Source organism: Robiginitalea sp. SC105, assembly GCF_014243345.1.
GTDB lineage: Bacteria > Bacteroidota > Bacteroidia > Flavobacteriales > Flavobacteriaceae > Robiginitalea.
On record NZ_JACLZF010000001.1, the window covers coordinates 474557 to 499318 of the forward strand.

At 57.9% G+C, this 24762-nt stretch carries 23 protein-coding genes; 16 read left to right on the plus strand and 7 right to left on the minus strand.

Going from position 1 to position 24762, the window contains the following annotated elements:
- The first annotated feature begins 18 nt into the window (after positions 1-18).
- From H7F20_RS02095 to H7F20_RS02105, 3 genes are read left to right on the plus strand one after another with little or no spacing between them, the layout of a single operon-like run.
- The gene (locus H7F20_RS02095) at positions 19-1239 is read left to right on the plus strand and encodes a sulfite oxidase (protein WP_185784487.1); all 1221 of its coding nucleotides are present in this window, start codon (positions 19-21) and stop codon (positions 1237-1239) included.
- Positions 1239-1700, plus strand: coding sequence for a cytochrome C (locus H7F20_RS02100; protein ID WP_185784488.1), 462 nt, complete (start codon positions 1239-1241; stop codon positions 1698-1700). Before H7F20_RS02095 ends, H7F20_RS02100 begins: the two co-directional genes overlap by 1 nt.
- Before the next feature lie 3 nt (positions 1701-1703).
- Positions 1704-2606, plus strand: coding sequence for a sterol desaturase family protein (locus H7F20_RS02105; RefSeq protein WP_185784489.1), 903 nt, complete (start codon positions 1704-1706; stop codon positions 2604-2606).
- 4 nt (positions 2607-2610) lie between these two features.
- On the opposite strand, the gene H7F20_RS02110 is transcribed toward H7F20_RS02105, so the two are convergent.
- From H7F20_RS02110 to H7F20_RS02130, 5 genes are all read right to left on the minus strand, one after another.
- Positions 2611-3135 (minus strand): rhodanese-like domain-containing protein, encoded by a 525-nt coding sequence (locus tag H7F20_RS02110; protein WP_255443951.1) that lies wholly within the window; start codon positions 3133-3135, stop codon positions 2611-2613.
- A gap of 142 nt (positions 3136-3277) precedes the next feature.
- Positions 3278-4696, minus strand: a complete 1419-nt coding sequence (locus tag H7F20_RS02115) for a rhodanese-like domain-containing protein (protein ID WP_185784490.1) — start codon at positions 4694-4696, stop codon at positions 3278-3280.
- A gap of 67 nt (positions 4697-4763) precedes the next feature.
- A complete protein-coding gene (locus H7F20_RS02120) occupies positions 4764-6494 on the minus strand; it encodes a SulP family inorganic anion transporter (RefSeq protein ID WP_255444026.1) in 1731 nt (576 codons plus the stop codon).
- Positions 6491-7123 carry a Crp/Fnr family transcriptional regulator gene (locus tag H7F20_RS02125; RefSeq protein ID WP_185784491.1) on the minus strand — a complete coding sequence of 211 codons (633 nt, stop codon included), beginning with the start codon at positions 7121-7123 and terminating at the stop codon, positions 6491-6493. Before H7F20_RS02125 ends, H7F20_RS02120 begins: the two co-directional genes overlap by 4 nt.
- Positions 7124-7128: 5 nt before the next feature.
- Positions 7129-7518, minus strand: a complete 390-nt coding sequence (locus tag H7F20_RS02130; RefSeq protein ID WP_185784492.1) for a DUF983 domain-containing protein — start codon at positions 7516-7518, stop codon at positions 7129-7131.
- A 193-nt stretch (positions 7519-7711) separates the two neighbouring features.
- Between H7F20_RS02130 and H7F20_RS02135 the strand changes: the two genes are divergently transcribed.
- The 3 genes from H7F20_RS02135 to H7F20_RS02145 all read left to right on the plus strand — a co-directional run bounded on the left by H7F20_RS02135 (position 7712) and on the right by H7F20_RS02145 (position 11204).
- The gene (locus H7F20_RS02135; protein ID WP_185784493.1) at positions 7712-9358 is read left to right on the plus strand and encodes a hypothetical protein; all 1647 of its coding nucleotides are present in this window, start codon (positions 7712-7714) and stop codon (positions 9356-9358) included.
- A 121-nt stretch (positions 9359-9479) separates the two neighbouring features.
- Complete coding sequence (locus tag H7F20_RS02140) at positions 9480-9656, plus strand: hypothetical protein (RefSeq protein ID WP_185784494.1); 177 nt, start codon at positions 9480-9482, stop codon at positions 9654-9656.
- 81 nt (positions 9657-9737) lie between these two features.
- Positions 9738-11204 (plus strand): transporter substrate-binding domain-containing protein, encoded by a 1467-nt coding sequence (locus tag H7F20_RS02145; RefSeq protein WP_185784495.1) that lies wholly within the window; start codon positions 9738-9740, stop codon positions 11202-11204.
- Between the two features lie 59 nt (positions 11205-11263).
- On the opposite strand, the gene H7F20_RS02150 is transcribed toward H7F20_RS02145, so the two are convergent.
- Positions 11264-12043, minus strand: a complete 780-nt coding sequence (locus H7F20_RS02150; RefSeq protein WP_185784496.1) for a membrane metalloprotease — start codon at positions 12041-12043, stop codon at positions 11264-11266.
- A gap of 206 nt (positions 12044-12249) precedes the next feature.
- Here H7F20_RS02150 and H7F20_RS02155 point away from each other — a divergent pair, with 206 nt between their 5' ends.
- Positions 12250-14397 (plus strand): S9 family peptidase, encoded by a 2148-nt coding sequence (locus tag H7F20_RS02155; RefSeq protein WP_185784497.1) that lies wholly within the window; start codon positions 12250-12252, stop codon positions 14395-14397.
- Between the two features lie 30 nt (positions 14398-14427).
- On the opposite strand, the gene H7F20_RS02160 is transcribed toward H7F20_RS02155, so the two are convergent.
- Entirely contained in the window at positions 14428-16056 is a 1629-nt protein-coding gene (locus tag H7F20_RS02160) for a carboxypeptidase-like regulatory domain-containing protein (RefSeq protein WP_185784498.1), read from the minus strand.
- Positions 16057-16210: 154 nt separating this feature from the next.
- Here H7F20_RS02160 and H7F20_RS02165 point away from each other — a divergent pair, with 154 nt between their 5' ends.
- From H7F20_RS02165 to H7F20_RS02205, 9 genes are all read left to right on the plus strand, one after another.
- Positions 16211-16753: a TlpA disulfide reductase family protein gene (locus tag H7F20_RS02165; RefSeq protein ID WP_185784499.1), complete on the plus strand. Its 543-nt coding sequence runs from the start codon at positions 16211-16213 to the stop codon at positions 16751-16753.
- On the plus strand, positions 16731-17216 hold the full coding sequence (locus tag H7F20_RS02170) for a protein-disulfide reductase DsbD domain-containing protein (RefSeq protein ID WP_185784500.1): 486 nt from the start codon (positions 16731-16733) through the stop codon (positions 17214-17216). Before H7F20_RS02165 ends, H7F20_RS02170 begins: the two co-directional genes overlap by 23 nt.
- Before the next feature lie 124 nt (positions 17217-17340).
- Positions 17341-19152 carry an acyl-CoA dehydrogenase gene (locus H7F20_RS02175; RefSeq protein WP_185784501.1) on the plus strand — a complete coding sequence of 604 codons (1812 nt, stop codon included), beginning with the start codon at positions 17341-17343 and terminating at the stop codon, positions 19150-19152.
- 32 nt (positions 19153-19184) lie between these two features.
- Entirely contained in the window at positions 19185-19970 is a 786-nt protein-coding gene (locus H7F20_RS02180) for an SDR family NAD(P)-dependent oxidoreductase (RefSeq protein WP_185784502.1), read from the plus strand.
- Between the two features lie 26 nt (positions 19971-19996).
- On the plus strand, positions 19997-21001 hold the full coding sequence (locus tag H7F20_RS02185) for an NADP-dependent oxidoreductase (RefSeq protein WP_185784503.1): 1005 nt from the start codon (positions 19997-19999) through the stop codon (positions 20999-21001).
- Between the two features lie 73 nt (positions 21002-21074).
- On the plus strand, positions 21075-21812 hold the full coding sequence (gene fabG / locus H7F20_RS02190; protein WP_185784504.1) for a 3-oxoacyl-ACP reductase FabG: 738 nt from the start codon (positions 21075-21077) through the stop codon (positions 21810-21812).
- A 27-nt stretch (positions 21813-21839) separates the two neighbouring features.
- Positions 21840-22304 (plus strand): MaoC family dehydratase, encoded by a 465-nt coding sequence (locus H7F20_RS02195; RefSeq protein ID WP_185784505.1) that lies wholly within the window; start codon positions 21840-21842, stop codon positions 22302-22304.
- A gap of 68 nt (positions 22305-22372) precedes the next feature.
- The gene (locus H7F20_RS02200; protein ID WP_185784506.1) at positions 22373-24190 is read left to right on the plus strand and encodes a long-chain fatty acid--CoA ligase; all 1818 of its coding nucleotides are present in this window, start codon (positions 22373-22375) and stop codon (positions 24188-24190) included.
- A gap of 138 nt (positions 24191-24328) precedes the next feature.
- Complete coding sequence (locus H7F20_RS02205) at positions 24329-24760, plus strand: hypothetical protein (protein ID WP_185784507.1); 432 nt, start codon at positions 24329-24331, stop codon at positions 24758-24760.
- Positions 24761-24762 lie beyond the last annotated feature (2 nt).

Sequence of the window (24762 nt, forward strand, 5' to 3'; positions counted from 1 at the left end):
CTGAACAAATGCACGCACATGGAAAGACGAAAATTCGTGGGCCGTTCGGCCCTGCTTTCTCTGGGCAGTTTGCTGGGTGCAGAAATCGTATTCGGTAACCGGCTGCCGGAAGGGCTTTCGCTGCTGGGGCTCCAGGATCCCGACCCTTTTGCCCTCTTCGACAAGGACCCCGAGATGGTGGTCCTCAACAGCAGGCCCTGGAACATGGAAGCACAGGCGCACCTGCTGGACGACCCCGTCACCCCCAATAAATACATGTTTATCCGGAACAACGGCCTGATCCCCGAAAAGCCCGACCCCACCAAATGGCAGCTCACCATCGACGGGGAGGCGGCCCGACAGGTGAAATCCTACAGCCTGGAAGACCTGAAAAAGAAATTCCGCCCACACACCTACCGGCTTACCCTGGAATGCGGGGGCAACGGACGGAGCGAATTCAACCCGCCGGCGTCGGGGAACCAGTGGACCGTCGGGGCGGTGTCCTGCGCGTCCTGGACCGGGGTCCGGCTCAGGGACCTGCTGGAAGATGCCGGCTACACCACAAACGCGGTGTACATCGGTTACCACGCAGCGGACCGCCACCTCAGCGGGGACCCCGGCAAGGAACCCATTTCCCGTGGGGTCCCCATGGAAAAGGCCCTGCAGGATGAAACCCTGGTCGCCTACCAGATGAACGGGAAAGACATCCCCATGGCCCACGGGTACCCCTTGCGGCTGGTGGCCGGCGGCTGGCCGGCCTCCGCCTCCGGAAAATGGATCACCCGGCTGAGTATCCGCGACCGGGTACACGACGGGGCCAAGATGACCGGCGACTCCTACCGGGTACCCTGCGAACCGGTAGCCCCGGGGACCAAGGTGGCCGATTCGGACATGTGCATCATCGAATCCATGCCGGTAAAATCCCTGATCACCTACCCGAAGACCGGGGCCACCCTGCCCCTGGGCAGCAGCCTGCCGTTCCGGGGCCATGCATGGGCCGGGGAACTCCGGGTGGCCCGGGTGAAGTATTCCATAGACTTTGGCAGTACCTGGGAGGACTGCTCCCTGGAGGCCCCCGCCAACCGGCTTGCCTGGCAGCGGTTCAGCGGGGAGGTGAGGTTCCCGCAAAAAGGGTATTACGAACTCTGGGCCCGTGCCGAAGACAGTGAGGGAAAGGCCCAGCCCATGGTGCTCCCGGGCTGGAACCCCAAAGGGTACCTGAACAATGCCTGCCACCGCATCGCCCTAAAAATCACCTGATGGAAGGGAAGGGAAAAACCGGGAAATGGGGCAGCCTTTGGAAAGGGTTGCTTGGGGTTGGGTTGGTGCTAGCCCTGGCGGCTTTCATCTGGTACCGCAGCGGTTTGCCGGTCCAGGATTCGGGGGACCCGTTGCCGGTACCTGCGGATTCCGTACAGGCGTCCCCTGAGGGAATTTCGGGCGGGATCCACGTGCAGACCGGCTTCAGGGCGGGGGAAGGACTCCCGGTGGTCATCAGCAACTGCACCCCCTGCCATTCGGCCGAACTGGTCACCCAGAACCGGATGACCCGGGAGGGGTGGGAAAGCACCATCCGCTGGATGCAGGAAACCCAGAACCTTTGGGAACTGGGCGATAACGAGGCAGTCATCCTGGATTACCTGGCAACCTATTACGCCCCGGAAGAGAAGGGACGCAGGCAAAACCTGGAAAACATCGAATGGTATGAACTTGAACCCTGAACCATGGAGGCGTACGTAGAGGCTTTCTGGAATGCCCTGACCGGGACCGTGAACTGGACCTGGAAATCCATCCTGTTCCAGGTGCCCTGGTACACGAATTATTTCTGGGGGCTCATTGCCATATCCCTGGTGGTCTGGCTGTTGGAAATCCTGTTCCCCTGGCGGCGGGAACAGGGCATCTTCCGCAAGGATTTCTGGCTGGATGTCGGCTATATGTTCTTCAACTTCTTCCTGTTCGCCATCGCCATCAGCGGGTTCTACCGCCTCCTGCAGGTCCTGTTCACGGATCTGGGAATCCGGCCGGACAGCCTGGCGCTGATCGATATGGGCGGCTGGCCCGGGTGGTTGCAGCTCCTGGTGTTTTTCGTCATCCTGGATTTCGTGCAGTGGTTCACCCACATCCTGCTCCACAAGTACCCCGTATTCTGGCAATACCACAAGGTGCACCACAGCGTCAAGGAAATGGGGTTTGCCGCCCACCTGCGGTACCACTGGATGGAAAACATCCTTTATAAGCCCCTGAAAACCTTCGGGGTGATGCTCATCGGGGGCTTTGAACCCGAACAGGCGTATATCGTTCATTTTGCGGCCATCGCCATCGGCCACCTGAACCACGCAAACATCAAACTCACCTGGGGGCCGCTGAAATACCTGCTCAACAACCCGGTGATGCACCTCTACCACCATGCCTACCGCCTGCCCGAGGGGCGGTACGGGGTGAATTTCGGCATCAGCCTGAGCCTGTGGGATTACCTCTTCGGCACCAATTATATCCCGGAGGAAAGCGGCACCATACAACTTGGCTTTGAGGGTGACGAGGACTTCCCGAAAGACTTTATCCACCAGAACCTCTACGGGTTCGGGCGCAGGCGGGAAAAAGGAGAAAAAGGAAGGATGCAGCCCTAGGTTTTCAGTAGACTTTTTCACCCCGCTTTAACCAGCGGCCCCAGGACTTGTTGAAGGCATGGATACGGTCCGTGGGCCCGTCCCTGTCCACAAGGGGCCCGCCCTGGTTCACCCATTCAAATATGCCCCCGTAAAGGTTGGACACCCGGGTGAAACCGGCCTCCAAAAGCGCTTCGGATACTTTTTCGCTCCGGTAGCCCACCGAACAGTATACCACCACCGGCCGGTCCTTTGGGATGGAGGAGACCCGTTCCAGGCTGAAATCGTCGTACCCTACCCAATAAGCCCCGGGTACGTGGCTTACCGAGAATTCCTCCAGGCTGCGGGCATCCAGGAAAACCGCGGAATCCATTGCCCGGGCCTCCGGCACCGTGGCTTCCGGCACCGAATGAGACAGCAACCCTTCCAGCCGGTCGTCATAGGCGGCACTCCCGACCCGTTGCTGGGATACAGCCGAAGTCAGGATGATCAGGAACGCCAGGAAGACCCCTAAGCGCATGATACGTGTTGAACGGTATTTCTGGTACATATCGATTGGGTTGCCCGCTGCAGCCGGGCCGCTGCCGGGCCCCGGTTAGTACCCGGGGCCCTGCGCCCTCTGCGGGGTCTCCGCCGGAGCCAACCGGGGAGCCGCAGATCGGGAACCGGACTTGCGCCCGGGGCTCCGTTTGTTACAGCAGTGTCGTAGGGCAAATATATTCAGTCTTTGGGAGGGAACTTTCCTTTAAGGCGTCAAATCCGCCCACGACATCCGTAAAATTGTTCCACCCCCGCTGTTTCAGGATGGAGGAAGCAATCATGCTGCGGTATCCCCCAGCGCAATGCAGCACAAAGGGTTTGTCTTTGGGGAATTCTGCCAGGTGGTCATTGATTCCTTTCAAAGGGATATTCACTGCATCCACCAGGTGCTCCGAATCGTATTCGCTCTGTTTGCGCACGTCGATGATCAGGGGGGTATCCCCCTTGTCCACCAGGTCTTCCAGTTCCTTGACCGTTATCCGCCCCGTGGTTTCTACCTCTCGGCCGGCCTGCTTCCAGGCTTCAAACCCGCCTTTGAGGTATCCCAACGTGTTGTCATAGCCCACCCGGGAGAGGCGGGTAACCGCTTCCTCTTCCTTCCCGGGTTCCGCAACCAGGAGGATGGGGTGCTTCACATCCGGGATGAGCTCGCCCACCCAGGGCGCAAAATCCCCACCAAGCCCGATATTGATGCTGTTCGGGATAAACCCTTTTGCAAAAACCGCTGCATCCCGGGTATCCAGGACCAGGGCCCCGGTTTCATTCGCCGCCGCTTCAAAGGCTTCCGGGCCAAGTGCCCGCGTACCCCGCTCCATCACCTGGTCCAGGGACTCGTACCCCCGGATGTTCATCAGTACATTCTGCGGGAAATACCCGGGGGGCGCGGTGAGACCGGTGAGCAACTCCTCGATGAATTCCTCCCGGGTCATATCGGCACGGAGTGCATAGTTGACCTCCTTCTGGTGGCCCAGGGTGTCCGTGGTTTCCTTGCTCATCATTTTCCCGCAGGCCGATCCCGCCCCGTGGTTCGGGTAAACGATCAGGTGGTCCGGGAGCGGCATGATCTTGTTCCGGAGCGAATCATACAGGTGGGAGGCCAGTTTTTCCTCGGTCAGTTCCGACACGACGTGCTGCGCCAGGTCGGGGCGCCCCACGTCCCCTATAAACAGGGTGTCCCCGGTAATGATGCCGTGTTCCCTCCCCTTCTCGTCGATCAGGAGGTAGGTGGTGCTTTCCATGGTATGGCCGGGGGTATGGATGACCTTCACCTTGTAATCCCCGATTTCAAATACCTGTCCGTCTGCTGCCACCAGGGCTTCGTATCCCGGTTTTGCATTCGGGCCAAAAACAATTTCGGCCCCTGTTTTCTTGCGCAGGTCCAGGTGCCCGCTGACAAAGTCGGCATGGAAGTGGGTTTCAAAGACGTATTTGATCCTGGCGTGGTCCTTTTTGGCCCGGTCGATGTAGGGCTGTACCTCCCGCAGCGGGTCAAAGACGGCCGCCTCGCCCCTGCTTTCGATGTAGTAGGCTGCATGCGCCAGGCAGCCGGTATAAATTTGTTCAACTTTCATGGCTAATCCCGATTTTAGGTTTAACACGAAAGATAAAAAACGCGTGCCGGAAGTACAGTTACCTTTGTTACATAAGGCGCCGGGCCGTCTGGGTGGACACCTTGTGCTCCATGTCGGATTTCCCGGTGGCTTCCATACAGTGCTGCAACGCCTCGAAGGTCCGGACAAACTGGTTCTCCCGCCCAATCTCTTCGGCGAGCCCGCTGCTGAAGAGGATGTCGCGGGTTGGCCCGGTGGCCCCGGCGAGCAGGAATCTGATCCCGTCACGCCTGAGGTCGCGGATAAAGGCGCGCAGCATGAATACGGCCGAGCTGTCGATATAGCTGATGGCCTCTGCGTTCAGGATGATGTATTTAAGTTGCGGCCCTTTTAGCCGGATATGCTTTTCGAGTTCCTTCCGGAAATAGTCCTTGTTGCCAAAGAACAGCTGCCCGTCAAAACGGAGGATCAGGAACTCGGGGAACTCTTCGATATCCTCTGAGAACCGGTTGATGTTCTTGAAGTAGTCCGTACCCAGGATACGCCCAAGGATGGCGATATGCGGCATGGAAATCCGGTAGACCAGCAAGAGGAGCGAAAACAGCACCCCGAGCAGGATGCCTTCTTTGATCCCAAGCCCCAGGGTGAGCCCGAAGGTCACCAGCAGGAGGGCAAATTCGTCCTTCCGGTTTTTCCAGAGTTCCCGGGGGTACTTCAGGTCGATCAGCCCGAAAACCGCAACCATGATGATGGCCGCCAGGACGGCATTGGGCAGGAAATGGAAAAGCGGGGTCAGGAACAGCAGGGTCAGCCCCACCACCAGGCTGCTGACCAGCGCGGCCATCCCGGTTTTGGCGCCGGCCTGGTCATTCACCGCCGTACGCGAAAACCCCCCGGTTGTGGGGTAAGACTGGAAAAGGGAACCCAGGATATTCGATATCCCCAGGGCCCGCAGTTCCTGGTTGGGGTCCAGGCGGTTTTCCCCGTGTTTTTCCTCCACCGCCTTGGCCACTGAAATGGCCTCCATAAAGGCTATCAGCGAAAGCGCCAGGGCAATGGGGAACAATTCGCTGACCCGGTCCGCCCGGATTTCGGGAAATTCCAGCAGGGGCAGCCCGCCCGGTACTTCCCCGACAATCCGGACCCCCTGTTGGTCCCATCCGAGCAGGTAAACTGCCAGCGTCCCCAGCACCACCGCGGCTAGTGCCCCCGGGATGCGGGGTGCCAGCCGCTTGAGCCCGAGGATCAGGGCCACCCCGACCAGGCCGAGCCCAAGGGTAAGCCAATGGGTTCCGGGCAGGGCGGCAGCAGCCCCGGCGAGCAGGACCTGTATCTTGTTGCTTCCGGCTATCTCGGTGCCCAGAAGGTGCTTGAGCTGGCTCAGGCCGATGATGATCGCGGCCGCCGAGGTAAAGCCGCTGATGACGGGCCGGGACAGGAAGTTCACCAGGAAGCCCATCCGCAGCAGGCCAAAGGCCAGCTGGAGCACCCCCATGAAGAGGGCCAGGAAGATGGCCATGGCGATGTATTCCTCGATCCCGGAAAGGGCGAGGGCCCCCAATCCGCTGGCCACCAGCAGGGAATCCATGGCCACGGGTCCCACGGATAACTGGCGGGAGGTGCCCGTGAGGGCATAAATTACCTGGGGGACCAGGGAGGCATACAGGCCAAACACGGGGGGCAGCCCCGCGATCATCGCATAGGCCATCCCCTGGGGGATCAGCATGATGCCCACCGTCAGCCCTGCCGACAGGTCGCCGGAAAGGTAGGCCTTCCGATAGGCCGGCAGCCATTCCAGTATGGGGAAAAACCGTTTCAGAGGTCGATAATTTTAATGTGGTTGCGGTGGAGTTCTATCTTTCCCATTTGCTCCAGCTTCTTCAGCAACCTGGAAATCACCACGCGGGAACTATGGAGGTCGTAGGCAATCTCCTGGTGCGTATTCCGGATGATGGGTTCGCCGGCGATGCGCGCTTTTTCCCTGAGGTAGTTGACCAGCCGCTCATCCATGTTCATGAAGGCAATGCTGTCGATGGCCTGGAACAATTTGTTCAGGCGGTTGTTGTAGCTTTCAAACACGAAACTGCGCCACGTGGGGTATTTGGCCACCCATTCCTCCATCTTCCGGACGGGCACCATGATGAGTGTCGCGTCGGTCTCGGCCACGGCCCGGATTTCACTTCGGGCCTGGCCCATGCAGCAACTCATGGTCATGGAACAGGTATCCCCCTGTTCCAGGTAGTACAGCAGGAGCTCATCACCGTCCCGGTCTTCGCGCAGGATCTTGATCACCCCGGAAATGAGCAGGGGCATCCCTTTGATATACTCGCCGATCTCCAGCAGCTTGCTGCCGGCAGGCACTTCCTTAACGACGCCTACAGCGGCGATTTCCTCGAGCAGCGGCTCTTCGAACTGGTTTCCGTAACGCTCCCTGAGTCCTTGTATCATGCTGGTTATTTTACGTCCCGGGCAATTTCCCGGTCGAACTTAAAAAAGAAGTTGGCCCATATAGATTTGGAAACGGCGCCGATCCAGGGCATCAGCAGTACCAGGACCGCCACGATGACCCCGAAAATCCCGCCAACCCCCAATTCGAGGCCGGTGAGGAGGATGATCACGAACACGGCGATGGCAACTGCCACGCCCACGCCGTAGGACACGTACATGGAGCCGTAATAAAAACTCGGTTCTATGCGGTATTTCAACTGGCATTTCGGGCAGGTTTCCCGGACCCGGTTCATACTGGCGAGGTCATAGGGATGGCTTTGGAGGAATGCCCCCTGATGACAACGCGGACATTTGAGGAATACAATGCTGTAGAGCTTACTTCCTTTTCCGAACATGCTTGAATGGTTTGGTCCAAAGGTATCAATTGCCCCCTGGGAGTTATGTGACCGCGGTTACATACCAAAGATACCGAATGCGCTGCAAACGGGGCGTTCGAATACGTGGAATCCGGACAACTTCATTATATTAAGCCTGGGCTAAGAATGGCATTGGGAATTACCCTTTGAAAAACCTGTGCCCCTTATCCGTATGAAGACCCAATTCAGGAAACCCTTCCTCCTCGCACTGGTCGCTTTACTGGCCATTTCCCCTGCTTTCTGGCTCAACCCTGTGCTGGAAGGAGTACTCGACCGGTATGTAAAGCAGGAAATCGTCCTGCACAGTGCCAAATCCAGATTTTCCCTGGATTACGAAGCCCTGGAACTCGATATATTCTCAGAAGAATTACACCTGAGGCAGGTCCGGGCCCGCGTTGCGGGTGATAAATTGAGAGGCACCGGAGAGGGGCTTGGGTCGCTCCGCGTAGGTAGAATTACCCTGGAAGGGATCAGCCTTTCCAATTTCCTCTGGAATAAATCCCTTATGATACGGTCAATCCGCTTGGATACGCTGCAGCTGGACCTCCAGCCGGGCACCAAAGACCCGGCCGGCCCGAATGACACGGGTACAGCAGCAGGGCGGACGGGGATCGATTCCGTCCGCCTGCCAGGGATCGGCCAGGCGCGACTCAGCCTTCTGGAACTGGACCATTTCCGGATGAACCTGATGGGTTCAGCTCCGGGGGACACGGTAGCTTCCTTTTACGGAGATAGACTTCGCGTAAACGGGATTGCCCTATCATCGGACACGATGGAATCCGGGGAGACCCTGGTCCCCGACCTCGACAGGCTCGAACTGCAGCTCAGCCGACAAACCTATACCCTTACGGATGCTTCCTATGAAGTGTATTTTGACCGTTTCCACTACCGCCACCAGGACCAGCAGGTCCGGGTAGACAGCCTGCTATTCCGCCCCCTGTTGGATGCGGATGCCTATGCGCGGAATCAGGTCCACAGCTATGAAACCTACGACATCCGGTTTTCCAGCCTTCAGATCGCTGAATTCGACCTGGACCGGCTCCTGGGGGAAGGGAGCCTGCACATGCGATCCGTCCATGTGGAACGCCTCAAGGCGAGCATTTTCCGGGACAAGACAAAACCCCATGATCTATCCCGGAGGGTACCATTGCCCGATGATGCACTGACCCGCCTGAATTTCCCTATTCGGATCGATTCGGTTTTACTGGCAAATGCCAGCCTGGAATACCGGGAGAAACTGCGGCAAAATGGGCAGGAAATACTGGTGGAATTCCCTGAACTCAACGGACAAATCCTCCATCTCCTTTCGGGGGCCGAAGGCAGGGCAAGCCGGGATACCCTGAAAATTGACCTGCGTGGGAACCTGCTGGGTACGCTACCCGTGGAAGTTGCGCTGCAAATGCCTTACGCCACGGATGATTTTCACATGCGAGGCGCCACGAAAGGCAGTTCCGGCCTGCACGAACTCAACCCCACCATATACCCGGCCATCGGAATGCGCTTTACAAGGGGTAGGCTGGAAGGCATGTACTTCCATGCCTCCGGATCCTCCCGGCGGATGGCCGGGGAACTGACGATGTTGTATGATGACCTGGAGGTAGCCTTTATCAAGGGTGACGGGAACCGGAAAGCAACGCTCTCCTGGCTGGCGAACAACCTGGTCAGGAATTCCAATCCGAACCGGGGGGGGAAAACGGTGATCGGGGCCATCGCTTTTGAACGGGTTCCGAACAAGGGCTTATGGAACTATGTCTGGAAAGGAATCCAGTCCGGCGTGGAAAATTCCCTGAACCCCCTGGGGGACCGGAGGACGCAATGAAGCGAGGCATCTCAACAAATCTTTCCATTCAGGTACTCCGACGGAAAAATCAATTCTTAATTTTTTGTTAAATTCATCTTAATTTCTTAACTTCGGGCTGTAACCCAACCAATTACGCGACATGTCCCACTCAGAGAAATTATACTTCGCCCGCCTTGGCTCGGCACTCCTTTTGATTGCCATTGCCACCGTCACGCTCATGTATTACGAGCAAATCAGCGAGATGATCCTGCGGGAAAGCACCGAGCGCCTGGCGTCTTCCCTCAATGCCCTGGACGCCTCCGTCGCCAACCGGTAAATCTTCCCCAATCCGGGTTAAACGGAACCCCTCACCGGGCGGTTTCCCTGTGTTTTGTATCTTAAGCAGGTGTTCAGACCAATGTTATCCCTGCGTTTCCCCTGCCTGATTATCCTGATGTTGCTGCTTTGCAGTTGCCATCCGGGTTCTGACAGCTCCCGGAATTCCGATCCCGACACTGCCCGTGCTTCGAGGAGCCTGGACGCCATCCGCGCCAGCGGCAAGCTGCGGGCGCTCATCGCTTATAGTGCTACCAGTTATTTCCTCTACCGGGGACAGCCAATGGGATATGAGTACGAATTGGTGCAGCGGCTGGCGGAAAACCTGGGGGTGGAACTCGACCTCCGCATTGCGGCCGACCTGGACGAAATGCTGGAGATCCTGGAACGGGGCGAGGTAGACCTCGTGGCACATGGCCTGGCCATTACCCAGGAACGGAAAAAGAAAGTGGCCTTTGCCGATTACCTGTACCTGACCAAACAGGTGCTGGTACAGCGCAAGCCAGAAAACTGGCGCAGCCTCACCCGCGACCAGACCCTGGAACGCCTGGTGCTGGACCCCGTGGAACTGATCGGGGACACGGTCAGCCTCCGGAAAAATTCCTCCTACCTGGAGCGGGTCAACAACCTCTCCCACGAGATCGGCGGCACCATTGTGGTGGATACCCTCGAGGGCAGCGTGGCCACGGATGAAATCATCCGGATGGTGGTCAACAGGGACATCAAATACACCATTGCCGACCAGAACCTGGCCCGGATCAACGCCTCCCACTACCCCATTCTGGATGTGAGTGTCCCCGTCAGTTTTTCCCAGCGGATTGCCTGGGCAGTATCCAGGAATTCCCCCGACCTGCTCAAAGCCATCAACCACTGGCTGGCCCAGGAAAAAAAGCAGACGGATTACTACGTGATCTTCAACAAATATTTCAAGAACCGGCGGAATTTCAGCCGCCGGGTCAACAGCCCCTTTTACAGCCTTAATGAGGGCCAGATTAGCCCGTTTGACCACCTGATCAAACAGGAGGCCCGCCAAATGGGCTGGGACTGGCGATTGCTCGCTTCCGTGGTGTACCAGGAATCGCGGTTCGACGCGGAGGCCACCTCCTGGACCGGGGCTGCCGGGTTGATGCAGCTGATGCCGGAAACCGCCGAAGAACTCGGCGTGGCCGACCTTACGGATGCGGCCCAGAACCTGGAAGCCGGTACGCGCTACCTGGAAACCTTATACGGACGGTTCCGGACGGTTCCCGATTCGCTCCAGCGCATCAAGTTTGCCCTTGCCTCCTATAATTGCGGTTACCAGCACGTGGAAGATGCCCGAAAGCTGGCCGAGGTTAAGGGGTTGGACAAGGATTGCTGGGACCGGAACGTGGACCGGATGATCCTTGCGCTCAGCGCCCCCGACAACTATTTGCACGAAGTGGTCGATTACGGGTACGTGCGGGGGGAGGAACCCTACCAGTACGTAAAGCAGGTCTTTGACCGGTTCACCCATTACCGTTCCTTCCTGCAGGACGAGGTCCCGGGAACCACGCTTACCGGCATCTGAGCTGGTAACCTGACGCCTCCGGCCCTTACAGGCCTGCAGAGGCAGAGGCCGGCCCCGGACTACTTCCCGCCATTTGCCCTTAAATCCTGGATGCAGGCAGCGTCCAGGGAGGGAATCGTCCCCCCCGAAATCCTGTTGAGAAGGCCTTCCCCCGTCTCTGCGGTCCAGTACATCAGGCAATCCTCCGATGTGCAGTGGCGCCCGTGCTCCGTGTCCTGGTGGGCATCCTGCATGGGCGTCCCCCCGTTGACAAGCCCCAGGAGGTGCCCGAATTCGTGGTTGAGCACCGTCGACTCCAAAACCGCTGTTGAAGGGGCCAGAGGTTGTCCGCTGAACTCCCGCAGGGTTTCCCCGAAGATTACAAAGGAGGTATTCCGATAGGCGATGCCCAGGACGGAGCCGTTTTCCGTATTGCCTTCAAAGGAGCCGTCCAGGAAAATCCCGCAAACCACCAGGTTCCCTTCGGTCGTAAAGAGCGTCCGGACTGTGTCCTCCAGGTCCCGGACATCCTGGGTGGAGTACACCTCCTGGCCCGGGGATCCGATTTCCTGGATCGTAAGGGTGATCCCGTCTGGTTTGTTGAGCCTGTCCAGCAGGAAGGCCTGGAAATTCTGGATGGTTTGGTCCGAAGGCCGGAGGCCCGGGGTGTACAGCAGTTGCAGGGTCAGTCCGCCAAAGGCATCGCCCCTGAGGAGGTCTGCGGCCGACTCGCCCACCTCGCCCCGGTAGCCGGGAAGTTCCCCGGCAGCCTCGGCAAGTGAATTGTCATTCATGGCATCCGTAGAACAGGAGGCGGCAAAAAGTGTCAGGAATGCGAAAACTATGAAAAGATGGCGCATGGGGGGAATTTGCAGGGTTTTCATGCTATTCTAACGGATGCCGCGCCCCCCTTAGTATGCCCGGTTCCGGACACCAGCAAATTTTGACCGGAATTTCCGTACCTTCTGTCCCGCTCCGGCAGTGCCCATGTACCCCTGCACCCCGGGGGGAAGCCCCCGTATTGGGATCCCGGTAAACCAAAAAAATAACTCATACAATCCATCGAATGAAGCGATTCCTGATTCCCGCGCTGTTCCTGTTTCTGGCAGCCTGCGCCACCGACCAGGGTGGCCCCCAACCCCCCGTAGCCGAAAAATCCCCGGAAAAACTGGAAATCCATGGGGATGTCCGAACCGATGATTATTTCTGGATGCGCCTGAGCAACGCACAGAAAAACGCCGACAGCCCGGATGAACAGACCCGCCGGGTCCTGGATTACCTCGAGGCCGAAAACAACTACCTGCAAGCCGTGATGGAACCTACCGGGGCACTGCAGGACAGCCTGTACGAAGAAATTGTGGGAAGGATGCCCCGGGAGGACGTCTCGGTGCCGGTCTCCCTCAATGGCTATAGCTATTATACCCGCTATGAAGAAGGAAACCAGTACCCGCTGTACTGCCGGAAACCCCTGGAAGAAGATGCCGAAGAGGAAATCATGCTGGACGGGCCCGAGATGGCCAGAGGCAAGGCGTATTTCAGTATTGGGGAAAGGGAGGTCAGCGAGGACAACCAGTGGCTGGCCTTTACCATGGACACGGTCTCCCGGAGGCAGTATACCGTGTACTTCAAAAACCTCAGCAGCGGGGAATTGCTGCCGGAGCGTATTGACAATGCCCAGGGAATTACCTGGGCCAATGACAACCAAACGGTTTTCTATAGCAAAAAAGACCCGGAAACCCTCCGGATCTACCAGATTTACAAGCACGTCCTGGGCAGCGATCCCGCCACGGACGAACTCGTGTATGAGGAAACGGACACCACCTTCAACTGTTATGTGCAGAAGAGCCGGTCGCGCGATTATCTGATGCTCGTTTCCGCCCATTCGGAATGGACGGAATACCGGTACCTGGACGCGGACACCCCCGGGGGGGAATGGACCCTGTTCCAGCCCCGGGAAAAAGGCCTGATCCATTACGTGGACCACATCGATGACTATTTTGTGATCCGCACCAACCTGGACGCCAAGAACTACCGGCTGATGAAATGCCCGGAAAACGCAACCTCAAAATCGGATTGGGTGGATTTTATCCCCTACAACCCGGAGGTGCTCTTCGAGGACATGGACCACTTCGAGAATTTTTCCGTCCTGGGCGAGCGCAAGGACGGCCTGGTGCAATTGCATGTCATTGACCGGCGGGATATGTCGGAGTACTATATTGGGTTCGACGATGCCGCCTACAATGCCTACACCACCGGGAACCCCGAATACCGCACCAATGCGCTGCGGTACGAGTACTCCTCTTTTGCCAGGCCGTCCACCGTCTATGCCTACAACATGGATAGCCGGGAGCGCACCCTGCTGAAACAGGATGAGGTGCTGGGAGGGGATTTTGATCCCGACAACTACCAGGTGGAACGGATCATGGCCACGGCGCGCGACGGTGCCAGCGTACCCGTCTCCATCGTCTACCACCGGGATACAGAGCGCAGCCCGGAAACACCCCTGTTGCTGTACGGGTACGGGTCCTATGGTTCCAACGTAGACCCCTCCTTCAGCTATTCGCGCCTGAGTTTGCTCGACCGCGGGTTTATCTTTGCCATTGCCCATATCCGCGGCAGCCAGACCCTGGGGCGGGCGTGGTACGAAGACGGAAAGCTGCTGAATAAAAAGAACACCTTCTACGACTTTATTGACGCCGGTAAATACCTGGTGGACGCGGGCTATACCTCCCCGGGACACCTCTATGCCATGGGGGGCAGCGCCGGGGGGCTGCTCATGGGGGCCGTGGTGAACATGGAACCCGGGCTGTGGAACGGGGTGATCGCGGCCGTCCCTTTTGTGGACGTGATCTCCACCATGCTGGATGAATCCATCCCGCTCACCACCTTTGAATTCGACGAGTGGGGGAACCCCACGGACCCGGAATACTATACGTATATGCTCTCCTATTCCCCCTACGACAACGTGGAAAAGAAGGGCTATCCGAACATGCTGGTCACCACCGGGTACTGGGACAGCCAGGTGCAGTACTGGGAGCCCGCCAAATGGGTGGCCAAGCTGCGCGACTACAAGACAGACGACCATATCCTGTTGCTGGACACCAACATGGACGTGGGACACGGCGGGGCCTCGGGGCGGTTTGAGCGCTATCGGCGCACTGCACTGGAGTACGCCTTCCTGCTGCAACTGGAGCGGGGCGGTTTCGGGGAATAGCCTTTTCCGGTCCCTGACTGCTGTCCCCGGTTATTTGGGGACCTGTGTTTTGGGGATTGCCATGGTCTGCAGGGGCGTGTTAAGCCAGTAGTCCGAAACCGGCCGGTTACTGGCCTGCACCGCACTCATAAAGAGGGGGCGGTCCGGGTTTGCGAAAGCAGCATTAGCCGGGCTTCTCCGCCCCACATGCAATTGCTGTGTGAAGAATTCCCGGAACTGGACATAAGGCCGCCGCTCCTGGTAACCCAGGAGGTTCCCGCGAAAATCCACCAGTTTCCCGAGCTCAAATTCCATGAGGTCCCGGGGTTCTCCGATTTTAGGGTTGTCCAGGATGTCAGCGGCCCGCATGGTCCGCAGGAGTTCGTCCAGGGCAAGCTCTTGCAGGGCCGGGATCAGGTACACAGATTCCTTTTTGCGGATAATCTCCTTGAATTTCAAAGGCTTGCCTTTATACCGGAAATTAAACGCCCGCGGCCGCTGTATGCTGGCCAGGTCCGGGGGGACGTTGAAGGTAACCACAATACACCGGCAATCCAGGTCCACTACGGTCTCAACCAGTTTAAATTCAGGGGGCAGCGCTACCTCAAAGGTGTTTCGGAAGGAGATGTAGTTCAGGAACATCTGGCCTTCCTGCTCCCTGTATTCGAGCGACAGGTTGAATACGAGGTCCCGGAAGTCCTGGGGTTTCCAGCTTCGGGCACCACCTTCCGGGTCCCTGAGGTTGGTATGAATGGTGTATTCCAACTTGTGGATGGCAAAATTTCCCCGGGAGATGTATATGTTTCCCGAGGCGAGGTAGCCGGGGTCCCTACGCACAAAATTTATCCGGTAGAGGAGCTTGTCCCCAAGATATACCGGATCTTCCAGATGGAAGGAATGGTGGGACAGGAAGTCATCCTCAAGCACATTGACAAAATCAAAGGAATTGATTCGGTAATTCCGGATGGGGTCGTGCACCCGGAGTATCCGGAATTCATTACCGCCATATCCGGCCAGGTAGGCGCGGCGAATGACCTTACGCCTGGTGATATAGTCATAGGCCTGCAGGGCCAGTGTGTCCCGCCGGAAATCCCTGTTTTCCTCCAGGGCGTAAACCAGTTCCCTGGTAGTGGCGCTGTCTGTCTGGCCAAAACCCAGATCGAAGACTTCAAGTATCGCCTCGTTCAGGTTGAGATACCCCACGGAATCCCGTTGGTAGTCGCGGTAGTAGCCGATAAGGGAATACGGTTCTTGCGGGTAATTACGGGGGATTGCCCGAATGGCCCTGCGCACGATCGCCCTGGCAGACAGGCGTTTCCGGTCTGCAGAGACCACGGCCTCCGTCAGCGCGAATACCCGCGACCGCATACGTATCGGAAGGATATGTCCCTCCGTATAGCGGTATACATCCAGCCTCAGGGATTCATAGCCCATGGAGGAGATTTCCAGTACCGCATTCGCTGGGAGCAGGCGGTAGGGGATCCTGAAATCTCCATCCGCATTGGAAATCACCCCCTTATTGAGGCCTGCGATTCGCACTGTGGCAAACACGACGGGTTCTCCTGTTTCCCTATCTGTAAGCCTTCCCCGGAAATACCCGGTCTCCTGTGCGAACAACCCACTGGCTGTCAGCATCAGGAAAATGGTGAATATATACAGGATACCTGCTCTTCGGGACATGGGACTAATCCGTAAAAGTTTGCCTACCAAAAAGATAGTGATTTTTTACCCCCCGGAATCCGGATTGTACCCTCCCGGGTCGTAAAATAATCGTGCACCCGGTAAAAAAACCACCCGAATTTCGTATCTTTTTAAGCCTTAACCAATTAACATCATGAAAAAGTGGATTTTTGCGCTGGGCCTGTTACTGGCCTCAGGGCCCCTGTCCGCCCAGGACCCCGTCGGGGACTACGGGGAGGTCCCGGCCTTTGTTCTCAACGACCTGAACGGGCAGGCTGTGGACATTGAGGGCTATGACGGAAGTTATGTGGTGATCCACATAGCTGCCACCTGGTGCCCGTTCTGCAACGCCGAGGCGCCATACCTGCAACAACTCAGTCAGGAGTATGCGGAAAAGAACGTAAAGGTCCTGCTTATCGACGTCAAGGAGCCCCCGGAGCTGGTCCGTGAAAAGCTTCAGGACAAATTCGGGTTTACCTTCCCGGTCCTGCTGGACCGGGACGGAACGGTCGCGGCCAGCTTCGCCCCTGAGGACGTGCTCCCGGACCTTGCCAGGGATGAGGTAATGCTTGCTTCCAACCTCCTGGTAGATCCGGAAGGCAGGATCCGGTTTATGTCTTTGCTGGACAGCCGGAACTTCGATGCAAAACTGATTGCCCTAAAGGCAAGGCTCGATGAACTCCTCGCTTCAAATTAGCAGGGTACTGCTGTTTTTGCTTGTTTCCACCTCATTGCTCCGGGCACAAACCCGGCAATGGGTCCGGGTAATAGATGCTTCCCGGGAAATAAATCGCGCCAAAGCGGAAATCCTGCTGGAGTTCGAAGTGGAAGCCGGTTACCATATACAGTCGCACAGGCCCGAAGACCCATTGCTCATTCCTACGGAACTTATCTTCCAATGGCCTGAGGGCATAGCAAACAGTCCCCCTGTTTTCCCGCCTGCAGAACCTTTCCCCCTGCTAGGAACGGAAACGGTCCTGCAGGTGTATTCCGGTTTGTTGCCGGTCCGGGTCCCCCTGCAAATCGAGGCTGGCGTCATTGCCGGAGAATATGCAGTATCCGGCATTCTGACCTACCAGGCCTGTGATGACTGGAAATGCTACTTTCCCAGGGAGCTGCCGTTTACCATGGGAATCCGGTTAAAAGCGGATATCCCGTAGTAACCAAAGATTGAGTATCTTACTGACGGCAGTACTTCCCCGGCTCCCTGTTGCGCCACCCTTTTGTGGTCCTTTTATATAATGATTGTTGCCGAATGGGCAGCATTAAACCAAACCTTCTGGCATGACTTCCGGTTATCTCGACATGCGAACGCTTAAATACCTGTTATACGAAGTGCACGGCCTGGAGGAAGTGCTTCGCCAACCGGGTTATGACCAATTCGACCGGGCCAGCATGGAGCTGTTTCTGGATGCGGTCAGGGATTTTTCGGACAAGGAGCTCTATCCGTATTTCAGGGAAACGGACGCCGAACCGGCCCATTACGCGGACGGGGAGATCCGCGTCCACCCGCAGGTGGGGACCTATGTCCGTAAAGGGGCCGAATTGGGCTTGCTGTCGGCCCATCTGGATGAAGCGGAAGGGGGCATGCAACTGCCCGGGATGGTGGTGACGGCTTCCAATTATATCCAGGATGCCGCCAACAATCACCTGATGGGATACATCGGCCTCATACAGGGTTGTACAGAACTCCTGGCAACCTATGCGAGCAGCCCGTTGAAAGCAACCTACATCCCCCCGATGATCGCCGGAAACTGGGGGGGTACCATGTGCCTGACAGAACCGCAGGCCGGGAGTTCCCTTTCGGATATCACGACTGCCGCGGAACCCTCCGGGGATTATTACGCCATCTCCGGGCAGAAAATCTTTATCTCAGGCGGCGATTACCAGGGAGTCGAAAATATCGTGCACCTGGTACTGGCAAGGATCAAGGGGGCGCCGGCCGGCACCAAAGGCATCTCCCTCTTTGTGGTCCCCAAGAAGCGGCCCGGGCCTGACGGAAAGCTGCAGGCCAACGATGTTACCACGGTGGGGGATTTTCAGAAAATGGGCCAGAAAGGCTTTTCCACTGCCCACCTGTCCTTCGGGGATGAAGGGGATTGCCGGGGCTGGCTGGTGGGGGACCCCAACAAAGGGCTGGCTTACATGTTCCAGATGATGAATGGCGCCCGTATCGGCGTGGGTCGCGGTGCGGCGGCAATCACCATGGCTGCCTACCAGGCTTCCCTCGCCTATGCCGGGGAACGGCCTCAGGGCAGGCGCCTAACCAGGGACGGCAAAAAAGATCTCTCCCAGGAGCAGACTCTGATCATTAACCATCCGGATGTCAAACGCATGCTGCTGCTTCAAAAATCGGTGGCCGAAGGGTCGCTGAGCCTCGTATTGCTGGCCGCCAGGTACCAGGACCTCGCCAGGTCGCACCCGGATGAAGCCCTGAGGCAGAATTACCAAACACTGTTGGACGTATTGACGCCCATCGCCAAGACCTACCCCTCCGAGATGGGTGTGGTTGCCGTCAGCAATGGCTTACAGGTGCTTGGCGGCTATGGGTTTTGCTCGGATTTTGTCCTGCAGCAATACTACCGGGACATCCGCATCTACCCGATTTATGAGGGAACCACCGGAATCCAGGCCCAGGACCTGCTGGGCCGGAAACTGGCCCAGGACCAGGGCAGGGCCATGGACGTATTGTCCGGGGAAATTTCCAGGAGTATCGCACTGGCGTCGGAGGTTCCCTCCCTGAAAACCTTCGCCGCCCAGCTGAAAGCTACCCTGGAGGATGCGCAAGGCGTGGTAAAACACCTGCTGGCCATTGCCCGGAAAGGCGATTTTGAGCGATTTCTCGCAGATGCCTCAATTTTCATGGAGTACATGGGCAATATGGCAGTTGGCTGGATGTGGCTGGACATGGCCCGGGAAGCACGCCTGGCACTGGACCGCGAAGCCCCCGGCTATCCGGGAGGCTTCCTGGAGGGCAAAATACACACCATGGAATATTATTTCACCTATGAATTACCGCGCACTTCAGGCCTGCGCGAGGTATTGATGAACAACCTGGACATCACCCTGAAACCCCCGGGAACCTTATTCGCCTGAAGCCCGATGAAAAAACCGCAAACCGCATTACCATGAACAAAGAAAACCCCGATGCAAACCCATTCGGCCTGAACGGAAAAGTGGCCATAGTCACCGGCTCCAGCAAGGGCATCGGCAGGTCCATTGCTCTGGGGCTGGCCCGGCAGGGGGCCCGGGTAGTAGTCAGCAGCCGGGACCAGGCGGCCGTGGATACCGTGGCCGAAGATTTCCACGGGCAGGGGCTGGAAGCCCTGGCGGTGGCCTGCCATGTGGCAGATGCGGGGCAGCGGGAAAATCTCGTGCGGAAAACCCTGGACGCCTTCGGCCGGATCGACATCCTGGTGAACAACGCCGGCATCAACCCGGCTTTCGGGCCCCTTGAAGGGTCGGAGGAGGCGGTATTCGACAAAGTCATGGCCGTGAATACCAAAGCGCCCTGGCTGCTTTGCAACCTGGTGCTGCCCCACCTGAAAAAGCAGGGAAAAGGCAGCATCATCAACGTTTCCTCCGTGGGAGGGATCCGGCCGGGCACCGGCCTGGGGCTGTACTGTATGTCCAAGGCGGCCCTGATCATGCTGACCAAAAGCCAGGCGCGTGAATGGGGCCCGTACGGGATCCGGGCCAATGTACTTTGCCCGGGACTGGTGCGCACCAAGATCAGCGAAGGCCTCTGGTCCGATGAAAAAACGGTTAAAGGCTACAACCGCTCCGTCCCCCTGGGCCGGATTGCGGAACCCGATGAAATGGCAGGGGCCGCCGTATTGCTCGCTTCCGATGCCGGGTCGTACATGACCGGGGGCGTCTATACCGCCGACGGAGGTTTCCTGGTTTCCGGATAACAAAAACTAATGAGAAAAGACACACCATGAACAAACAACTGATTTTCGCCAGGCGGCCCGAAGGGCGCGCCGGAGCAGATACCTGGAAACTGGAACAGCACCCCGTACCCCCCCTGGAGGAAGGCCAGATCCTGGTGCAACAGCACTATGTCTCCCTGGATCCTGCCATGAGGGGATGGATGAACGCGGGGAAATCCTATATCGAACCCATGGAGCCCGGCACCGTGATGCGGGCACTCACCGTGGGCCGGGTGATCGATGCCCGGAACCACCCGGAATTCGCCACCGGGGATTATGTGGCCGGTACCGGGGGCGTACAGTTGTACACCATTACCGACGGCAAGGGTTACCGCAAAGTCGACCCGGATCTGGCCCCCCTGACCGCCTACCTGGGTGCACTCGGCATGACCGGGATGACCGCCTATTTCGGGCTGCTGGATGTGGGGAAAGCCCGGGAGGGGGATACCGTCCTGATATCCGGAGCGGCCGGGGCCGTCGGAAGCGTCGCAGGCCAGATTGCCAAAATCAAAGGCTGCCGGGCAATCGGCATTGCCGGGGGCGCCGACAAATGCGACTACATCACCAGGGAACTGGGTTTTGACGCAGCCATCGACTATAAGAACGAGTCTGTGGCGGGACGCCTGAAGGAATTATGCCCCAAGGGGCTGGATGTCTATTTTGACAATGTGGGCGGGGAAATCCTGGATACGGCATTGCTGTTCCTGAGGCGCCATGCCCGGGTGGTCATCTGCGGCGCCATCTCCCAGTACAACAACCGGGAAAATGTCCGGGGGCCCAAAAATTACCTCTCCCTGCTGGTCAACCGGGCCAGCATGCAGGGGATGGTGGTCTTCGACTGGGAGGATCGCTACCCGGAGGCGGCCCGGGCCCTGGGGGGCTGGATGGCCGAGGGAAAACTCAAAAGCCGGGAAACCGTGTACGAAGGCATCCAGAATTTCCCGGAAACCTTTGACCGCTTGTTTACGGGGGATAAAATCGGGAAACTGGTTTTAAAGGTGCTGGAAGCATGATGGCCGGGAAAGGGGCCGGGTACTACAACCCCGCCTGCAAGGCAGGAAAACGCAACCGCTTATTCGTATACCCATGAGGCTTAAAAACAAGATTGCATTAGTGACAGGCGGCGCCCGGGGGATCGGGCAGGCCGTTTCGGAGCTTTTTGCCGGGGAGGGGGCCACCGTGGTGATCCTGGATGTATTGCCGGCCGGGAAGCAGGTTGCACGGGCCATTACCGAAGGGGGCGGGCAGGCCGAATTCCTGGAAGTATCGGTAACGGATAAAACTGCCCTGACCAAACTCATGGCAGGGGTGCACGAAAAATACGGCCGCATCGACATCCTGATCAACAACGCCGGCATTACCCGGGACCGGACTGCCGAAAAAATGAGCGAAGCCGAATGGGACGCCGTAGTGGAGGTGAACCTGAAAGGCGTTTTTCTGTGCACCCAGGCCGTGATCCCCTACATGAAAGCCCAGGGCTACGGCCGGATAGTCAGTGCCGCATCCAATGTGGGGTTGCGGGGAAATTACGGGCAGACCAATTACGCGGCAACCAAGGCCGGTGTCATCGCCATGAGCAAAACCTGGGCGCTGGAACTCGGAAAGTACGGCATCACGGCCAATGCGGTGGCACCCGGGTTTACGCGGACCGACATGACCGAACAAATCCCCGGGGAGCACCTGGAGGCGATCCTCCAAAGCATCCCGCTCCGGCAGGTGGCAGAACCCCTTGATATCGCGTACGGCTACCTGTACCTGGCCTCGGATGAAGCCCGCTTTGTGACAGGCACCTGCCTCACCATTGACGGGGGAGCTTCCCGATAATGCTGTATCCCGATAATCCTAAACGCCATGGCCCTTTTGGATCTTGACAATCTCGATGACCTCCGAAAACTGGAAGGGCACCCCTTCCCGCCAAGCCCCTGGATGACCCTCACCCAGGAACAGATCGATGATTTTGCCCGGGCCACGGGGGATTTCCAGTGGATCCATGTGGACCCGGACCGCGCGGCCCGGGAATCCCCGTATAAAAAACCGATTGCCCATGGCTTCCTGTCCTTGTCCCTCATCTCCAGGTTGCTGGGGGAATGCATCCGGGTGCGCCAGGCCCGGATGGGCGTCAATTACGGCCTGAACAAGGTGCGCTTTCCCAGCCCGGTCCCGGTTGGCAGCCGCCTCCGGCTGACTGGCGGGATACAAGAGGTCGAAGACTACGGGGCCGGGGGGGTCCGGATTACCTGGGCATGCACACTTGAAATGGAGGGGTCCGAGAAACCCGCCTGCGTGGCCGAATTCATCAGCCTGATGCTGGTATAGGGAAATTCCCGGGGTGCCGGACCGATATATTTCGTATATTCCATTGGTTCCCCGCCAACCAAACGACCATGACCCGACTTTTTGACCTCCTCCAGCACCAGTTGGAACAACACCCGCAGACGGCCTGCGTCAGCGTCCGGGAAGAATCCGGCAACTGGAAATCGTACAGTACACAGGAAATTGCCGACATGGCCGAAACCGCCGCGGCCGGGCTGCTGAAAATGGGGCTGTCCCCGGGCGACAAGGTGGCGCTGGTATCCTATAAAAACCGCCCGGAATGGCTGATAATGGATTTTGCCATCCAGATGGCCGGCATGGTCAGCATCCCCCTGTATCCTACGATAAGCATAAGAGAATACACGTACATACTGAATGAGGCCGAGGTGCGGGCCGCCTTTTGCGGGGGCCTGGACCTATACGACAAATTAGACAGTGCCCGTAAAGAGGTCCCGACCCTCACCCATATCTATACCTTCGACCGACAGGAAGGGCGACCCTACTGGGAAGACATCTTTGACGCGTCCCGAAAGGAGGAGGTGGCGGAGATCAAAAAGGGCATCGGCCCGGAAGACCTGGTGACCATCATCTATACCTCGGGGACTACCGGGAACCCGAAGGGGGTCATGCTCACCCATGGCAATATCATGCACGGGAGGACTTCAACCGGCGACCTGATGGATACCCAACCCGGGGAACGCGTGCTGAGTTTCCTGCCCATGTGCCATATCTATGAAAGGGCCGTGACGTTCATGTACATTTACAAAGGGGCGTCCATTTACCATTGTGGCACGGACAACCTCCCCGGGCCGGCTGGTGACCTCGCTTCGGTCCAACCGGTCGGGTTTACTTCGGTCCCCCGGCTGCTCGAAAAAATATACGAAGCCATCTTCAACAAGGGGCTGGCCCTGAAAGGGGTCAAAAAGAAGCTGTTTTTCTGGGCGCTCGGCCTGGCAGACAACTACGACCCCCAGGCAAAACGGACATTTGCGGACCACCTGAAATGGGGGCTTGCGGACCGGCTGGTTTTTAGTAAGTGGCGGGCCGCCCTCGGGGGGAACATCCGCGTTGTCTATACGGGGTCTGCCCCCTGCCCGGTCAAGATCCTGCGGGCCTTCTGTGCGGCCGGGATCCAATTACGGGAAGGCTACGGCCTTACGGAAACCTCCCCGGTCCTGACCTTTAACAGGCTGGAAACGGACGGCGTCCTGCTGGGGACCGTCGGCCCCACGGTATCCGGGGTGGAGCTTTATATCGATGAAACCGCAGGGGATTATGGCCCGGGCGAAGGGGAAATCCTGGCACGGGGCCCCAATATCATGCAGGGCTACTACAAAAAACAGGAAATAAACGACCAGGTTTTCGTGGAACTGGACGGCAAGCGGTGGTTCCGGACCGGGGACATCGGGAAAATGGTCCCTGGACCAGGCGGCCTGGAATATCTCAAAATCACCGACCGCAAAAAGGAGTTGCTGAAAACCTCCGGTGGCAAGTATGTGGCACCTGCGCCGATTGAAAACCGCTTCCGGGAAGATTTCCTGGTGGAGCAGATCATGGTGGTGGGCGATAAACAAAAGTTCGTATCCGCCCTGATCGTCCCCGCAGAAGAAGCCCTTAAGAACTGGTGCCGGAAGAAAAATATCCCCTGGACCTCCCTGCAGGAGATGATCTGCGAGGAGCGGGTAATCGCGCGGTACCAGAAACTCATCGACCGGTACAACCCGGAGTTTTCCCATATTGAACAGATCAAAAAATTCCGGTTGGTCCCGAACCAGTGGCTCCCCCTGTACGAAGATGGTTCTGAGGCCGAACTCACCCCTACCCTCAAGCTCAAGCGGCGGTCCATCCGGAAAAAATACGCCCGGGAAATCGCGGAGATCTACGCGTGACCTGCCGGATCTTCCCCAGGGCGGGCATCGCAAAATAAAATCTTCATCCGCCGAACTCCAGGAAGTGGCAAGTTCCGCCCTTTTGGCTATCTTTAAACGGCTCCCCCGCTATTGTTTAACTCATTTATCGATTCAGGTATGGGATTACGTCAACTATTCGAAAGCTACGACAAGAAAGTGCTTCGCAGCCATTTCAAGCACCTCTACGCGGTGGCCCGGGCGGACGGGGATGTGGAAAGCGAGGAAGTGGAACTGCTGATCCGCCTGGCCGAAAAATTCCACATGCCGGGATCGGAGGTTACCGCCATCATCAAAAACCCGGAATCCGTCACCGACAAGACCCCGAAATCCCGCAGGGAACGCATCGAGCACCTGTACGACCTGGTCACCGTGATGCTGGTGGACGACCGCATCGACGAGCGGGAGCTGGTGCTCTGCAAGAGTTTTGCCTCCAAACTGGGGGTGCTGGACAATGACGTGGACCCCATGGTGCGGGACCTGATCGAAAAGGCCATGCGGGGGGAGGCTTCGGAAAAAGCCGTGGAGGAAACCCTGATAAAATACCGGTAAGC

Coding starts and splice junctions, on each gene's coding strand:
- H7F20_RS02200 (WP_185784506.1), top strand. CDS start 22,373: ATGACCCGACTTTTTGACCTCCTCCAGCACCAGTTGGAACAACACCCG.
- H7F20_RS02150 (WP_185784496.1), bottom strand. CDS start 12,043: ATGCGCCATCTTTTCATAGTTTTCGCATTCCTGACACTTTTTGCCGCC.
- H7F20_RS02155 (WP_185784497.1), top strand. CDS start 12,250: ATGAAGCGATTCCTGATTCCCGCGCTGTTCCTGTTTCTGGCAGCCTGC.
- H7F20_RS02170 (WP_185784500.1), top strand. CDS start 16,731: ATGAACTCCTCGCTTCAAATTAGCAGGGTACTGCTGTTTTTGCTTGTT.
- H7F20_RS02175 (WP_185784501.1), top strand. CDS start 17,341: ATGACTTCCGGTTATCTCGACATGCGAACGCTTAAATACCTGTTATAC.
- H7F20_RS02100 (WP_185784488.1), top strand. CDS start 1,239: ATGGAAGGGAAGGGAAAAACCGGGAAATGGGGCAGCCTTTGGAAAGGG.
- H7F20_RS02095 (WP_185784487.1), top strand. CDS start 19: ATGGAAAGACGAAAATTCGTGGGCCGTTCGGCCCTGCTTTCTCTGGGC.
- H7F20_RS02140 (WP_185784494.1), top strand. CDS start 9,480: ATGTCCCACTCAGAGAAATTATACTTCGCCCGCCTTGGCTCGGCACTC.
- H7F20_RS02110 (WP_255443951.1), bottom strand. CDS start 3,135: ATGTACCAGAAATACCGTTCAACACGTATCATGCGCTTAGGGGTCTTC.
- H7F20_RS02130 (WP_185784492.1), bottom strand. CDS start 7,518: ATGTTCGGAAAAGGAAGTAAGCTCTACAGCATTGTATTCCTCAAATGT.
- H7F20_RS02205 (WP_185784507.1), top strand. CDS start 24,329: ATGGGATTACGTCAACTATTCGAAAGCTACGACAAGAAAGTGCTTCGC.
- H7F20_RS02180 (WP_185784502.1), top strand. CDS start 19,185: ATGAACAAAGAAAACCCCGATGCAAACCCATTCGGCCTGAACGGAAAA.
- H7F20_RS02115 (WP_185784490.1), bottom strand. CDS start 4,696: ATGAAAGTTGAACAAATTTATACCGGCTGCCTGGCGCATGCAGCCTAC.
- H7F20_RS02125 (WP_185784491.1), bottom strand. CDS start 7,123: ATGATACAAGGACTCAGGGAGCGTTACGGAAACCAGTTCGAAGAGCCG.
- H7F20_RS02160 (WP_185784498.1), bottom strand. CDS start 16,056: ATGTCCCGAAGAGCAGGTATCCTGTATATATTCACCATTTTCCTGATG.
- H7F20_RS02165 (WP_185784499.1), top strand. CDS start 16,211: ATGAAAAAGTGGATTTTTGCGCTGGGCCTGTTACTGGCCTCAGGGCCC.
- H7F20_RS02195 (WP_185784505.1), top strand. CDS start 21,840: ATGGCCCTTTTGGATCTTGACAATCTCGATGACCTCCGAAAACTGGAA.
- fabG (WP_185784504.1), top strand. CDS start 21,075: ATGAGGCTTAAAAACAAGATTGCATTAGTGACAGGCGGCGCCCGGGGG.
- H7F20_RS02135 (WP_185784493.1), top strand. CDS start 7,712: ATGAAGACCCAATTCAGGAAACCCTTCCTCCTCGCACTGGTCGCTTTA.
- H7F20_RS02105 (WP_185784489.1), top strand. CDS start 1,704: ATGGAGGCGTACGTAGAGGCTTTCTGGAATGCCCTGACCGGGACCGTG.
- H7F20_RS02145 (WP_185784495.1), top strand. CDS start 9,738: ATGTTATCCCTGCGTTTCCCCTGCCTGATTATCCTGATGTTGCTGCTT.
- H7F20_RS02185 (WP_185784503.1), top strand. CDS start 19,997: ATGAACAAACAACTGATTTTCGCCAGGCGGCCCGAAGGGCGCGCCGGA.